Source organism: Bacillus sp. SIMBA_026 (assembly GCF_046535335.1).
GTDB lineage: Bacteria > Bacillota > Bacilli > Bacillales > Bacillaceae > Bacillus > Bacillus velezensis.
The window spans coordinates 41,728-54,982 of sequence record NZ_JAWRWX010000001.1 but is presented as its reverse complement, the minus strand read 5'-3'; the positions used below and the strand labels follow the sequence as shown (position 1 = coordinate 54,982).

Sequence of the window (13,255 nt, the reverse complement as noted above, 5' to 3'; positions counted from 1 at the left end):
CTCCTTTACATTAAAAATCAATGCTCATCACGCTTTCCTTGACGGTCGAAATGATGAAAGAGAGCTCCTCGTCCGACAGGCAAAAAGGCGGAGACAGCTGAATGACATTATTATATCCCGCTACAGTATCACCATTTTTCCCGACAAGCAGGCCTTTTTCTCTGCACGCGGTGATGACGTGCTGCACAAGGGCGGCATCAGCAGGTTCCTTCGTGATTTTGTCCTTGACGAGCTCAATGCCGGTAAGAAGGCCCTTGCCTCGTACATCTCCGACCGCCGGATGTTCTCTGAGCGGCTCAAGCTCACGGAGCAGCCTTTCTCCAAGCTCACGGGAGCGGGCGATCAGATTTTCGTCCTCCATCAATTGCAGGTTTTTCAAAGCCAGGGCGCAGGCTGCCGGATTGCCTCCGAATGTATTCACGTGCCGGAAGCGGCCGTACGGCTCACCGCCCGAATACGCCTCAAAAATCTCCCGTTTTACTGCCGTTGCCGACAGCGGCAGATAAGCGCTCGTAATGCCTTTTGCCATTGTGACGATGTCCGGTGAAACGCCGTAATGCTGAAATCCGAACGGCTCTCCCGTGCGGCCGAAACCGCAAATGACTTCATCACTGATCAGAAGCGCGCCGTGGCGGCGGCAAATGTCCTCTACCTTTGCCATATACCCGTCCGGGGGCATCAGTATCCCTCCGCCTGTAATAATCGGTTCCATAATCACGCCGGCAATCGTTTCGCTTAATTCCCACGTCATGATCCGGTCGATTTCATGCGCGCTTTCCAATGTGAGGGCATCGCCAGGATTCCGATAAAGATCAGGCGGCGCCGCGTGCAAAAAACCTTGTGAGAGCGGCTCATATTTATATTTTCTCTGCGCCTGGCCGGTAGCGGCGAGCGCCCCCATCGTATTGCCGTGATAGCCTCTGTACCGGGAGATGAATTTGAAGCGGCTGTGATCGCCGTTTTCAATGTGGTATTGGCGGGCAATTTTGAACGCGGTTTCATTTGCTTCCGATCCGCTGTTGGAAAAGAAGATCACATAATCGCCGCCGAGCCATTCATTCAGTTTTTCCGCAAGCTCAATCGCGGGTTGATGGCTTTGGGTCAGCGGATAATAAGGAAGCTCCTTCAATTGGCTGTAAGCCGCATCGGCAAGCTCCTTTCTCCCGTATCCGATATTGACGCACCACAGTCCTGACATGCCGTCCAAATACCGTCTGCCGTCAATATCCGTAACCCAGGCGCCTTCCCCTTTTTGGACGATTATGCTATCATCCGGCTCCGCCCCTTTCATCGCGTGCCAAATCAGCTCTTTATCCTTTTGTTTAAGTGACTGATTTTTTTGTACATGTTCCACACCGCTCATCTCCCTTTCAATATCATTGCACTGTATCGAAAGCTGCCCGGCTTCTGACGCCGATTCTCTTGGTGAAGTTTTCCTCTTAATAAGAATATAAAGGCGCGGCATGGGCGAGTCAATAAAGCGGCGGCAATTAAAAAAACGCTTTCTCCCAGAAAGCGAAAGGGCTACAAGAGCATATCCCGAAACCGGGGCCGGTGCAAGTGTTTTTATAAAAAAACCCGCCCCTTAAGCGGAGCGGGCGTTTTTTTATTTCAGGTGCGTAATCCGGTAAATATCTTTGCGCCGGTCTTTCAGCTGGCGCACGGTTCCGTTTTCACGCTGCCTTCTTAAGATTTCAAGGTCCACGTCCCCGATCACGACCATTTCGATATTCGGATTCGTTTCACCGACGATTCCGTCTCTGGCAAATTCAAAATCCGACGGAGCAAAAATGGCTGACTGCGCGTATTGAATATCCATATTTTCTGTTTGCGGCAGGTTTCCGACCGTACCTGAGATGACGGTGTAAATTTGGTTTTCAACCGCTCGCGCCTGAGAGCAGTACCTTACGCGCAAGTAGCCTTGGCGGTCTTCAGTGCAGAACGGCGTAAAGATAATTTTTGCCCCTTGATCCGCGGCAATTCTCGCAAGCTCCGGAAATTCGATATCGTAACAGATCTGAATGGCGATCTTTCCGCAGTCCGTATCAAATACGCGCACCCTGTCTCCGGCGCTGATGCCCCACCATTTCCGCTCATTCGGCGTAATGTGAAGCTTATATTGTTTTTCAATCGTGCCGTCACGTCTGAATAAGTAGGCGATGTTATAAATTTTCCCCTCTTCTTCAACGAAGTGAGAGCCGCCGATGATGTTGACATTATATTTCACCGCGAGATCTGTAAAGAGGCTGATATAGTCCTCGGTATATTCGGTAATCCTCTGAATGGCCAGACTCGGAGAACGCTCCTCGAGAAATGACATGAGCTGCGTCGTGAAAATCTCCGGGAACACCGCGAAATCAGATCTCGCATCGGAAGCCACATCGACATAATATTCAACCTGATTGGCAAATTCCTCGAAGGAGTAAATCTTTTTCATTTCATATTGAATGACGCAGATGCGCACCGGAAATGCCGATTTGTAATAACGCTTCGACTGCGGCAGGTAATCGACATTGTTCCATTCCATTAATGTCGCATATTTAATGGACGCGGTGTCATCCGGGAGATAATTCGGATTGATCCGCATGAGCGTAAATCCGTTCATCAGCTGGAAAGAAAGCACCGGATCATAAATCTGATGGCGCGTCACCTGTTCGACATAGGCTCTCGCCGTCATTTCTTCCGCATACTTATGATAATTCGGAATCCGCCCGCCGATAATGATGCTTTTCAGATTCAATCGTCTCGCCAAGTCTTTTCTCGCCTCATACAGCCGGTGTCCGATTTTCATCCGTCTGTATTCCGGGTGAACCATTACCTCAATCCCGTACAGATTCAATCCGTCCGGGTTGTGGTTCGTGATATAACCGTCGTCTGTAATGTCCTGCCACGTGTGGCGGTCATCATATTCATCGAAATTGATGATCAGGCTTGAGCATGAACCGATAATTTCCCCTTCATACTCGGCGCAAAACTGACCTTCCGGAAAGTGCGCGAGATGGCTGATTAAATGCTCAGGCTCCCACGGCTCCATCCCCGGAAAACAATCCTTTTGCAGCTCAATAATTTTGTTGATATCTTTCTCTTCCATATTCCGTATGACCATTTTCTTTTCAAAACGGGTCAGATCAAGTTTCTCAGACAATGCTGCTTCCCCCTGCCGGTTCGTTTTGATCGTTCAATCGCTGTAAGAGTAATTCAAGTTCCATTTCAGCCATCGATTCCAGTCTGTGATCGTATTCTTCAAACAACAGGGCGCTTGTTACCTTATTCGGGACGATGACACATTTCATGCCGGCCCGTTTGGCTGCGATTGAGCCGTTGACCGAATCCTCAAAGGCCAGACATTCAGATGGTTCAACGCCTAAATGTTCCGCAGCTTTCAGATAGAGCTCCGGATTCGGCTTCACTTCTTCTACGTCGTCAGCCGTCTGAATCACTTCAAATTCATCAAACAGGCCTAATTCCTTCAGATGGCCCGACACCCATTTAAAATCTGAGCTGGAAGCGAGCCCCACCTTCAATCCTAATTCTTTTGCCGCGGCTAAATAAGCCTCCACCCCGGGACGCGCCGTTTCCGTCTTCATCCGCTGTTCGAAGCGCCCGCGCCTGATCGCCGTCAGTTCATCATGATCGAGCTTTCTTCCCAGCTGCTCCTCTAAATATGCGAACGGCTTAAACCCCGCGGCGGTTCCGATCACCTTTCCCCAGACGGATAAAGGCAATGTTGAACCGTGTTCTTCAAACATTTCCTGCAGCACTTCATATTCATGGGTTTCTGTATCTAAAATTAACCCGTCAAAATCAAAGATTAATGCTTTTATCAATGGTTACAGCTCCTTTAGCTAAACGTACTGACCTATGTATACACTATACCGTGAATTTCTTTCGCGTTCAAAATGTAACATTCTCACGGAAAGAAGAGCCTGCATGAGTGCAAGCTCTCTTCATCCGTTACTGTGTGTTTTGACTGGAAATATTGGAAAGAGCTGCTCCCGCAGACTCATTTGAACGCTGATCGACCGCTAAGTCTCCAAGCGCAACGATCCCGACCAGATGATTTTGATCGACAATGGGAAGGCGGCGGATTTGGTGTTGGGCCATCAGATGTGACGCCTCTTCAAGACTCATTTCCGGGTTTCCGGATACAACTGCAGAAGACATCACGTGTGAAACAGGTGTTTGGCCGTCGCGGCCTTGAGCCGTTGTTCTCAATGCGATATCACGGTCTGTCAGCATTCCTTTTAATTCCCCTCCGTCAACGACGGGAATTGCTCCGACATTATGCTGGTGCATCAGCGCAGCCGCTTCCTGGATCGTTTGATTGGGAGAAACGGTAGCCACGTGGGTAGTCATTGATTGTTTGATTGAACTCATTGTAAAGCACCCCTTTCGACATTTATTATGCTCGGGGATTTGTCTCAATATAAAGGGAGTTAGAGGAAAGAAATTGTGGTATCATGTCAAAGAAGCAAAAAAGAGCCTGTAAAAAGGCTCTTTACACCCGTCAGATCAGCCTTCTGCGACCGCAGGCTTCTGATCCGGCACCTGTCTCGAAATCATCATAGGTAAACGGAAAATTCATTCCGCATTCGTTCAGCAAAGTGCAATTTTTATCAAACAGCGCCCGCTCTTTGACGTCATATACCGGGTGCGGCTTTGACAGCATGATATGTACCGTTTGCAGACAAGCCATAATTTGAAACGCTTCTTTTAAAGTTCCTTGGTAACGTTGGTTTTGTAATGATAATACGCCCCTTTTTTTAAAGCGCTGAATTTCCAGTTCGGAGAAATAAAGAGGAAAGACATTTTGAAACAATTCAGAGGAAAGCTCTTGTATCGCGCTTTCTTGTCCGTCAGTCGCTGCGTTCACAATTCTCACATCAATCACCTTTCTTGCCATGTGAATATCCTTAATCTTTATCAAGAATAGCATAGAAAAAAACGCGAAAGCTAAGGTAAGTGTTTCCTATTGAAACAGCCGCTTTCCGCTTGAAAAGGAGCTTTATGAAATGAAACAAAATGACCGCGGTCTGGAACTCCTGATTACGGAAAAGCACGCCGGACAATGGCTGTTTTCAGTCCTGAAATCTGAATTCCAGGCGTCAAAACCCGTAATTACGGAATGGATGAACCAAGAAAGCATTCAGGTCAATCGGACATCTCCGAAAAACAATATCATACTGAAGACCGGAGATCGCTTATTCATTGATCTTCAGGAAAAAACGGGTTCTTCGGTGACTCCTGAATACGGAGAGCCGGACATTTTATTTGAGGACAATCATATGCTGATTGCAAATAAGCCGGCGGGAATGCCGACTCATCCAAATGAAGAGGGTCAGACCGGCACCCTCAGCAACCTGATCGCTTACCATTTTCAAATCAACGGCGAGCAGGCGAAAGTGCGCCACGTTCACCGTCTTGACCGTGACACGTCAGGCGCGGTCGTTTTCGCGAAACACCGCCTGGCCCATGCAATCCTTGACCGTCAGCTCGAAACCAAAACATTAAAACGCACCTATATCGCCGCGGCGGAAGGAAAAGTGACGCCTAAAAAAGGCAAGGTTGACTCGCCGATCGGCCGCGACAGGTCACATTCCGTCAGACGGCGCGTCTCACCCGGCGGACAAGCCGCCGTCACCCATTACAAAGTGAAAGGCTATCATCCCGGTGCGCAGCTTACATTGGCAGAGCTTGAACTGGAAACCGGGAGAACACATCAAATCAGGGTGCATATGGCAAGCATCGGCCATCCGTTGGCGGGCGATGAGCTGTACGGCGGAAGCAGGACGCTGTTTCACAGGCAGGCGCTTCACGCCAAAAAAGTCAGTGTCGTCCATCCGATCTCAGGAGAAGAAATCGTTGCCGAGGCGCCGATGCCGGCTGATCTGGCTCATTTTACCGAAACGTATTTTTCTTAAACCGGGTCGGCATATATAATATATCGTTTCGGCGCATTTCCAATGTAAGAAAACGGATAGCAAGTGGTCAGGATCAGTTCCTCCCGCTTGTGCTGAAGGGTGATGACAGATGTATCATCCCGGCTGACGATTTTTGTACGGCTGATTTTATAAGAAAACGTGCCGTAAGACAAAATCACGTTCAGTCTGTCTCCTTTTTTCAGTTCGCCGGTCCGGCGGAACACCGTGTCCCTGTGGCCGGATAACACAATTTGGCCGTGATCGCCCGGATAATAGCTGTCCTTATAATGTCCGACGCCTTTTGCTAAATCATCTGCGTCAGTCCCTTCGACGATCGGGAGCTCAGCGTCGATTTCAGGGATTTCTAAAATGCCGCTTGCCTCACCCGTTTCGGGGTGAAATTCTTTTTTGCGCTGTGTCAGCACAGCGCTTTTTGTTTTTTTCTTTTCCAAGACAGGTTCTGTTGCTTTTTTTGCTTCTTCAAGCGATTGGTTCGTTTTCATATGTGAATCAATGATCTTCCAGCTTCCGTAACATGTGATGATGATACCGACGATGATGACGAGAAGCGGAATATGTTTCAGTTTGTTCATCGTGTGCGGGTTCCCCTTTTCTTTCTGAAAAGCCAATATACGCCGGCATCCGTGATCACCAGTCCGGCCAATGCCGTCTGATGGCTGCCCGCTAAAGTATCAGGCAATGGGCGGCCTTTTTGTGTGCCGCTTTCAGTCTGTTCTGTGCTTTGTTTCGAATTTGCGGCAGACGCCGGACGGGATTCGGGAATTGGCTGCACTGTATCAGATGCTGTTTCTTTTACGACAGGACGTTTAGGTTTTTTGGTTTGATCAGGCTGTTCTGCTGCATCCGGTTTTTTAGCGGGTTTTTCCGCTTGAGGTTTTTCTCCTTTATCAGGCCTGGTGCCGCCCGGTGTTTCCCCGCTTCCCGGCTGATTGCCGGTGTCATCAGGTGTTTCGGCGGCTGATGCCTTGCGGATGCGGCCGTCGGTCTGATAAGAAATCGGTGCGGAAAAGCTTTTGACATAGTCTGCTGTCGCTTCCAAATCCTCAGGCCCCGTCACCGGATTCTTGCCGAGTTTCCCGATCGGACCGTATTTTGCCCCCGCTGCCGTCGCCATAAATTGATTGACTGTTACTGTATATCCTTTTTCGGGCTGTATGTCTGTACCGTCCGCCATTTTCATATCAACCGCTTGTCCGGTTTCCGGGTTCCATGTATAGGAAAATCCGCTGATGCTGTAATCCGGTCCGTACACCGGAGAAATTTGCGCGTTAATGATCTCCCGCAAATCTTTTCCTTTGATTTCAAGCTTCGTCAGCACATTGCCGAACGGCTGTACATTATAAAGGTCTCCCCATGTGATCGGCCCTTTTTTTAAGCCGTCCCGGATGCCTCCTCCATTCATAAGCGCAAAATCGGATTTCATCTTCGCTTTCATACCGTCGGCAATCAGATTTCCGAGCGCCGTGTCGCCGTCATTTGAATATCCGCCCGTTATATCATGGGCCGCTTCCCCGACCGTTTCGCTGATAATCGGTTTCACTTTCTCTTCATATTTGCTTAATATGCCTGCCGCAGCCGGGTCAGGCTTGATTTTACTTTGATCGATATATTGGATTTCCGCTGATTTTTTCACGATATCCTTCGACTCTTTATCAAGTTCAAGATCGGCGATTCCGATTGCTTTTCCGTATTCAAATGCCTGCACGATCAGCTTGCCGTCGATTTCTCCGTTTACGACTTTATGATTGTGCGCGGCGAAAATCACATCAATCTCTGAGTCTGTTCCGCTTGCAAGCTTTGCGGATTCTCCCGTGATGGCTGAGCCATTTTGTTCAGCAGACATATGGGCGAGCACGGCGATTGCTTTAATTCCTTTTTTCTTCAGGTCAGCGGCGGCGTCATTGACAGCCTTTACCTCATCCGTAAACGTAATATTTTTAATTCCGTCCGGGATGACCATGCCTGCCGCCGATCTGGTTACAACCCCGATAAATGCGACCGGAATTCCCGAAACGTATTTGATTTCATACGGCGGCAGAAAGGACTCCCCTGACTTCAGTTTACAGTTGGCGCAGACGAGCGGGAAATTTTGGCCGTCATAATCGCTTGTCCCCTTACCGTCCGGATGATCTCCTCCATTGATGATCCGTTTAAGCTCATTCGTTCCTTCATCGAATTCGTGATTGCCGACAGTTCCGACATCAAAACCGATGTCTTCCATCAGTTCTACTGTCGGTTCATCCTGAAAAAGGGCTGACACGGGAGAGCTGCCCCCGATCATATCGCCCGCATGTACCACGAGGGCGTGTTCTTTCTCGGCTTTCGCCTTTTTAATGTACGCTGCGGCGTAGTCCATCCGCCCGAAAGTGCCATCCGGTTTACCGTCTCCGTTAAGGTCAAGCTCATATTGCTGATCAATTTTTCCGTGCAGATCATTCATGCTGATGATTCTGAGCGGGACACGGCCGGAGTCTTCAGTCTGCCGTTCTTTATACGCTTTATCCGTTCCAGCTTCATTCAGTGATCCTGCTTGTCCGATTGCTTCCGCATCTTTCACGCTGAACATCATAAAACAAACCGTCAGCAGACAGCACGAAAGACGCATACCCCTTATTTTCTTCATTCATTTCCCCCCTGTCTTCTAAGAAATACGTTAGCTTATTTTCTTAAAAATCACATCACTTTTTTGTAAAGATTGTCTTCGCTGGCGCAAAATAGTAAATAATCCCCACGTAACGAAACAGGTCTTGATGTATAACGGATCGGCTTTTTTCACATCTTAATGATGATTTGACATGAAGGAGGAAAACAACCAGTGGAACAGCAGCAGAATCAGCAGCAGCCGCCAGTAAATCAGGGGATCCCGGGTTCACCGCAAGTGAATCACGGAGGACATGAGCTTTTCGATATGCATGAAGTGCTGGCCGGAACAGTCGGTGTTTTGGATCAATTTATGATGCTCAGACAGTTTATACAGGATCAGCAGCTGGCCGACATCCTTGACCGCCAGTATCAATTCATTCTCGGACTCTATAATCTGACGGCAGAATGCTTTAAGACCGGCCAAAAGCCTTCTCAGGAAACGTCGACATATATGATGGAGGAACAGAACCAGGCCGTCTACGGTATAAAACCGACTCAGCCGAAAAAACCGAATCAATCATTAAATGATGTCAAAGATCTCGGGATCAGCGGCCATATGCTCGGACTGATTAAAGCTCAAGCTTCTCTCTTGACGATGAGCTCGCTTGAAATGACCAATCCCGTCACAAGAAGAGTGCTCTCCGCCCAAATTCAGCAATATGTCGAAATGGCGTTTGAAATCTTCTTATACCAAAATAAACACGGTTATTATCAGGTTCCTCAGCTCAATGCACAAGATATGCAGACCATGCTGAATTCATTTGCACCGGCCCAGGGACAGCCGCAAATGCCTCCGATTAAAGGACAAATGGGACAGCAGCAGCAAAACCTCCATTGATTAAAAAACGGCGTTGGAAACCTGACTCTCCAATGCCGTTTTCTTTTTTTCATATGCTTTTGTGAAATCATGTTCAAATCGTTTCAGGCTTTCTTTCGTAGCCGCTTCAAAGCCTTTTTCAAAATCCTGTGTTTCGGCGGTTTTGTTGATAATGGTTAAGATAATGCCTTCTCCGAATGTTTCGGTTAAGTCCTTTATCATATAGAAGCTTTGCAAATAGACATCTGTTTCATATTCCATACGCGATTTCTGCCATTTTCGGTCGGTCGTTAATTGATCAAACGGCACGACGGAAAATGCAATCGGATCAATGACTACATCATAATGCGCGACCCACTCGCTCAGCCCCTCATGAAACCAAAGCGGAAATACAGACGTATCCGTCTCCAATTGCCGCGTTTTTTGATGAAACGCGTAGTGTGTATATTCATGTATAATCAATTGCTTATACATGAAAACGGCCAGCTCATCTTTTTTCAAAAGCTGTTTTTTCTCTTCAGGCAAAAGCCCCATCATCTGCTCCTGTTCTGAATAAAAACCGACTACATTTTTCAATCCTGAATATTGCTCCATTTCAGCTTCATCCGAAAAGAAAATGAGTTCAAGTGGCGCTGCACCTTTATAGCCGACAATGATTTGATTGATACGTTTTGCGTGGTCCAGCGTAAGCTTGGTCAGATCCAAGAGCGGTTTTTCATCCGCCGTATAGTAAATCGCAGTATGTTTGTAAATTTCTTTATTCATGTGTTCAGTCACTTGTTCCTTCGTCGGAACAGAGCGGCTGTTTTGGCCTGACAGGACGTACATCATACTTACTGAAACGGCTGAACTGACAGCCAATATGACAAGGACTCCGCACAGGATCAGAGTGAATGCCGCCCGTTTCCCCATGCCGTCACGCAAACAAGCTCCCCTCCCCGATCCTTCAATTTTCATCTCATTCTTTACTTTATGCTCAGGAGCGCTGGGTCGTGACGGCAGATAAAATAAAAAAGCCGCATCAAATGCGGCTTTTCCATTCATTTATTTATTGGGGTTTGGGAATACACGCTGCACCATTTGACCGAATTCATCAAACAGACCGGATACAGGATGTCCGTTTTGGATTCGTTTTCCGTAGCCTTGCATACGTTCAACGAAGTCCGGGTTCGCTGATACATATACAGTCCGGACATGTTTATCGGCCGATTTCACCTTATCGGTAATCTTATTTTTTAAATGGTTGGCGATGGCGCCTTTTTGTCCGTTTGTCAGAACAACGGCTACATAAGCGCTGTTTCCGGCAACGATCACAGTCGCATTTTTAACCTCTTTTAAATCAGTCACCTTGTCGGCGGCTTTATCAGCCACTCTCAGGTTACGATTGTCATTGTGATCGGTGTTTTGGTTATGACGGTTCACTGTATTCATATTTGTCGCACCGTCGTTAGGCGTGTTGCGGTAATTTACATTCTGGGTGCGGTTGTCATTTCGTTTTCCTTCTCCCTGGTTCCCCATACTGCACCCTGCGGTAATCAGCATCGGCAGAAGAAGGGCAGAGATAACTGCTTGCTTTTTTATCATGTGAATTCCTCCTTTCTCACTTTACGTATAGGTTTTTCTATTCGGCGGGATTTATGCACGCCGTTTGCATTCTGAGCGGTTTGGATAAATATCAGAAGGAAAGGGAAAGGTAAGCGTAATCAATTGAATGAGGAGGGATTTAACTTGTTCAGAAAAAAAAGCGGCGTCAGCCCGACAGCGCTGCTGATCGGATCATCGATTCTGATTGCAGCTTTATCACCCGAAATCCGCCGGAAAATCTCCGGAATGGTTTCAGGCCGAATGCAGCATAAAGATGGTACACACTCCATGCAGCCTGCTGACCTGATTCAACAGGCGTTCGGCGGGGAATCCGGCGGACAGCAGCACACGGACAAAGCCCGGCATTCACAAACCGGCTCTACGCAGCCTGCCGAGCTGATCAAACAGGCTTTCGGCGGGGAATCCGGCGGACAGCAGCATGAGCAGACTTCCCGCAATCACTCCGGCTCATCCCATACGGACGGACAGGCAGACCGCAGCCGCAGTAAAGAAACTTCGCCGAAGCCTCACTATACCGAGCCGATTCACTTCGAAGAAAGCGCGGTAAATGTTTTAAATGACAGCACCGTGATGAATATGCTGGAAGAAATTGAACCCGGAAATCATTAGAAACGAAAAAATCCTTCATTCGTTCAACGATGAAGGATTTTTTCGTTTTAACGCTCTATCTCATATTTTTCTATAAGAGAATGAACCATTGATCTGCTTTTTTGTTAAGCTTCTTCAGCTTCAATGACGATTGAGGAATCATTGTACACCGCGGTATCGGTTTCCTTCGTCATTTTACTTGTTAACAGCCCTGCGGTCATACTGCCGCTGACATTTAAGGCGGTGCGCCCCATGTCAATTAACGGCTCAATTGAAATGAGCAGCCCGGCAAGCGCGACAGGCATGTTCAAAGCGGATAGGACGAGCAGAGCCGCAAATGTCGCGCCGCCTCCCACGCCTGCTACACCGAATGAACTGATTGCCACGATGGCGATGACGGAGATGATAAATCCCGGTTCAAACGGGTTTTGCCCTACTGTCGGCGCAATCATCATCGCGAGCATCGCCGGGTAAATACCGGCACAGCCGTTTTGACCGATCGATAAGCCGAATGAACCGGCGAAGTTCGCAATTCCTTCCGGGACGCCCATGCTTTTTTGTGTTTTAATATTGAGCGGCAAAGCCCCTGCGCTTGAACGGGACGTAAACGCAAACACCATGACAGGAAATGCTTTTTTCACGTATGTGATCGGATTTAAACCGCTGAACGTAATCAGCAGCAAGTGAATGATAAACATGACGATAAGCGCGGCGTATGAAGCGATCACAAACATCCCCAGTTTCGCAATGCTGTCGATGTCGCTTGTCGCGATCGTCTTTGTCATAATCGCCAATACCCCGTAAGGCGTCAGTCTTAAAATTAATGTCACGACGCGCATAATAATCGCGTATACCGCATCGACAATTCCGCTGAAAGTCGCAGCGTGCTCCGGCTGTTTCCGTTTCACGCCCAGAAAAGCGATGCCGAGGAAAGCGGCGAAAATTACGACTCCGATGGTGGAAGTCGGTCTGGCCCCCGTGAAATCAAGAAACGGATTTCCCGGCAGAAGCTCAACGATTTGCTGAGGCAGCGTTTTGGCCGTCATATCCTCAGATTTTTGCTGCAGCTCCTGGCCTCTTGATAACTCGGTGCTTCCCTGGTCGATATGAACGGCTTTCAGATCAAAGGATAGCGCCGAAGCAATTCCGACTGCCGCAGCAATTGCTGTCGTAGCGATCAAAATTCCGATGATCAGTCCGCTGATTTTCCCGATGTTATGGGTCAGTTTCAGCTTCGTAAATGCGCCGAGAATAGAAATAAAGACTAGCGGCATGACGATCATCTGAAGCAATTTGACATAACCGCCGCCGGCAATATTAAACCAATCGGCCGTTTGTGTCACGATATGTGAAGCCGGCCCGTAAATCAATTGCAGTGCAAAACCGAATACAATGCCTAGTCCGAGCGCGGTAAAGACACGTTTAGAAAAGGAAACGTGTTTCTTTTGCATGACAAACAGACCTGCTATAAGCAAAAGCATAATGAAAACATGTAAGACTATAAATAAATTCTCCAAAACAGGTAAACACTCCCTTGCTCATTATCCTTTAACACTATATTATATGAATTCCGATCGGTCAAGTAAGAATTGACAAAATATGTATTTTTATAGACTTTTCTCTTTTCTTTCCACCCTTTCTCTAGTAACTTATATAAGGG

13 protein-coding genes are annotated in these 13,255 nt (G+C 47.8%); 3 read left to right on the top strand and 10 right to left on the bottom strand.

Annotated features, from left to right (window positions below; translation table 11 throughout):
• Positions 1 to 10: 10 nt before the first annotated feature.
• The 5 genes from SB847_RS00360 to SB847_RS00340 all read right to left on the bottom strand — a co-directional run bounded on the left by SB847_RS00360 (position 11) and on the right by SB847_RS00340 (position 4,903).
• Complete coding sequence (locus tag SB847_RS00360; RefSeq protein WP_410577209.1) at positions 11 to 1,363, bottom strand: aspartate aminotransferase family protein; 1,353 nt, start codon at positions 1,361 to 1,363, stop codon at positions 11 to 13.
• 243 nt (positions 1,364 to 1,606) lie between these two features.
• Positions 1,607 to 3,145, bottom strand: coding sequence for a bifunctional GNAT family N-acetyltransferase/carbon-nitrogen hydrolase family protein (locus SB847_RS00355; protein ID WP_003155346.1), 1,539 nt, complete (start codon positions 3,143 to 3,145; stop codon positions 1,607 to 1,609).
• A complete protein-coding gene (locus SB847_RS00350) occupies positions 3,138 to 3,827 on the bottom strand; it encodes an HAD family hydrolase (protein ID WP_003155347.1) in 690 nt (229 codons plus the stop codon). Before SB847_RS00350 ends, SB847_RS00355 begins: the two co-directional genes overlap by 8 nt.
• Positions 3,828 to 3,954: 127 nt before the next feature.
• A complete protein-coding gene (locus SB847_RS00345; RefSeq protein ID WP_007408449.1) occupies positions 3,955 to 4,377 on the bottom strand; it encodes a CBS domain-containing protein in 423 nt (140 codons plus the stop codon).
• Between the two features lie 130 nt (positions 4,378 to 4,507).
• Entirely contained in the window at positions 4,508 to 4,903 is a 396-nt protein-coding gene (locus SB847_RS00340) for a DUF5365 family protein (RefSeq protein ID WP_038457422.1), read from the bottom strand.
• Positions 4,904 to 5,012: 109 nt separating this feature from the next.
• Here SB847_RS00340 and SB847_RS00335 point away from each other — a divergent pair, with 109 nt between their 5' ends.
• Positions 5,013 to 5,921, top strand: a complete 909-nt coding sequence (locus tag SB847_RS00335) for an RluA family pseudouridine synthase (RefSeq protein ID WP_038457420.1) — start codon at positions 5,013 to 5,015, stop codon at positions 5,919 to 5,921.
• On the opposite strand, the gene SB847_RS00330 is transcribed toward SB847_RS00335, so the two are convergent.
• Positions 5,918 to 6,514: a class D sortase gene (locus SB847_RS00330; protein ID WP_032874231.1), complete on the bottom strand. Its 597-nt coding sequence runs from the start codon at positions 6,512 to 6,514 to the stop codon at positions 5,918 to 5,920. The two genes, SB847_RS00335 and SB847_RS00330, sit on opposite strands and share 4 nt — an antisense overlap.
• A complete protein-coding gene (locus SB847_RS00325; RefSeq protein ID WP_410563060.1) occupies positions 6,511 to 8,565 on the bottom strand; it encodes a bifunctional metallophosphatase/5'-nucleotidase in 2,055 nt (684 codons plus the stop codon). The genes SB847_RS00330 and SB847_RS00325 overlap by 4 nt, the downstream gene beginning before the upstream one ends.
• Before the next feature lie 192 nt (positions 8,566 to 8,757).
• On the opposite strand from SB847_RS00325, the gene SB847_RS00320 reads away from it, so the two are divergent.
• Complete coding sequence (locus SB847_RS00320) at positions 8,758 to 9,423, top strand: spore coat protein (RefSeq protein ID WP_224181924.1); 666 nt, start codon at positions 8,758 to 8,760, stop codon at positions 9,421 to 9,423.
• Here the strand turns inward: SB847_RS00320 and SB847_RS00315 are convergent, their stop codons facing one another.
• Complete coding sequence (locus tag SB847_RS00315) at positions 9,424 to 10,326, bottom strand: hypothetical protein (RefSeq protein ID WP_410563064.1); 903 nt, start codon at positions 10,324 to 10,326, stop codon at positions 9,424 to 9,426. It lies immediately after the preceding gene.
• A 120-nt stretch (positions 10,327 to 10,446) separates the two neighbouring features.
• A complete protein-coding gene (locus SB847_RS00310; protein ID WP_003155362.1) occupies positions 10,447 to 10,986 on the bottom strand; it encodes a YhcN/YlaJ family sporulation lipoprotein in 540 nt (179 codons plus the stop codon).
• 144 nt (positions 10,987 to 11,130) lie between these two features.
• Between SB847_RS00310 and SB847_RS00305 the strand changes: the two genes are divergently transcribed.
• Positions 11,131 to 11,616 carry a hypothetical protein gene (locus SB847_RS00305; RefSeq protein WP_088462364.1) on the top strand — a complete coding sequence of 162 codons (486 nt, stop codon included), beginning with the start codon at positions 11,131 to 11,133 and terminating at the stop codon, positions 11,614 to 11,616.
• Between the two features lie 104 nt (positions 11,617 to 11,720).
• Here SB847_RS00305 and SB847_RS00300 read toward each other — a convergent pair whose 3' ends face one another.
• The gene (locus SB847_RS00300; protein WP_017417330.1) at positions 11,721 to 13,112 is read right to left on the bottom strand and encodes an L-cystine transporter; all 1,392 of its coding nucleotides are present in this window, start codon (positions 13,110 to 13,112) and stop codon (positions 11,721 to 11,723) included.
• Positions 13,113 to 13,255 lie beyond the last annotated feature (143 nt).

What these genes read in the sequence shown, in the direction of transcription:
- SB847_RS00360 (WP_410577209.1), bottom strand. Translation starts at nt 1,363, where the DNA reads ATGAGCGGTGTGGAACATGTACAAAAAAATCAGTCACTTAAACAAAAG.
- SB847_RS00345 (WP_007408449.1), bottom strand. Translation starts at nt 4,377, where the DNA reads ATGAGTTCAATCAAACAATCAATGACTACCCACGTGGCTACCGTTTCT.
- SB847_RS00340 (WP_038457422.1), bottom strand. Translation starts at nt 4,903, where the DNA reads ATGGCAAGAAAGGTGATTGATGTGAGAATTGTGAACGCAGCGACTGAC.
- SB847_RS00335 (WP_038457420.1), top strand. Translation starts at nt 5,013, where the DNA reads ATGAAACAAAATGACCGCGGTCTGGAACTCCTGATTACGGAAAAGCAC.
- SB847_RS00330 (WP_032874231.1), bottom strand. Translation starts at nt 6,514, where the DNA reads ATGAACAAACTGAAACATATTCCGCTTCTCGTCATCATCGTCGGTATC.
- SB847_RS00325 (WP_410563060.1), bottom strand. Translation starts at nt 8,565, where the DNA reads ATGAAGAAAATAAGGGGTATGCGTCTTTCGTGCTGTCTGCTGACGGTT.
- SB847_RS00310 (WP_003155362.1), bottom strand. Translation starts at nt 10,986, where the DNA reads ATGATAAAAAAGCAAGCAGTTATCTCTGCCCTTCTTCTGCCGATGCTG.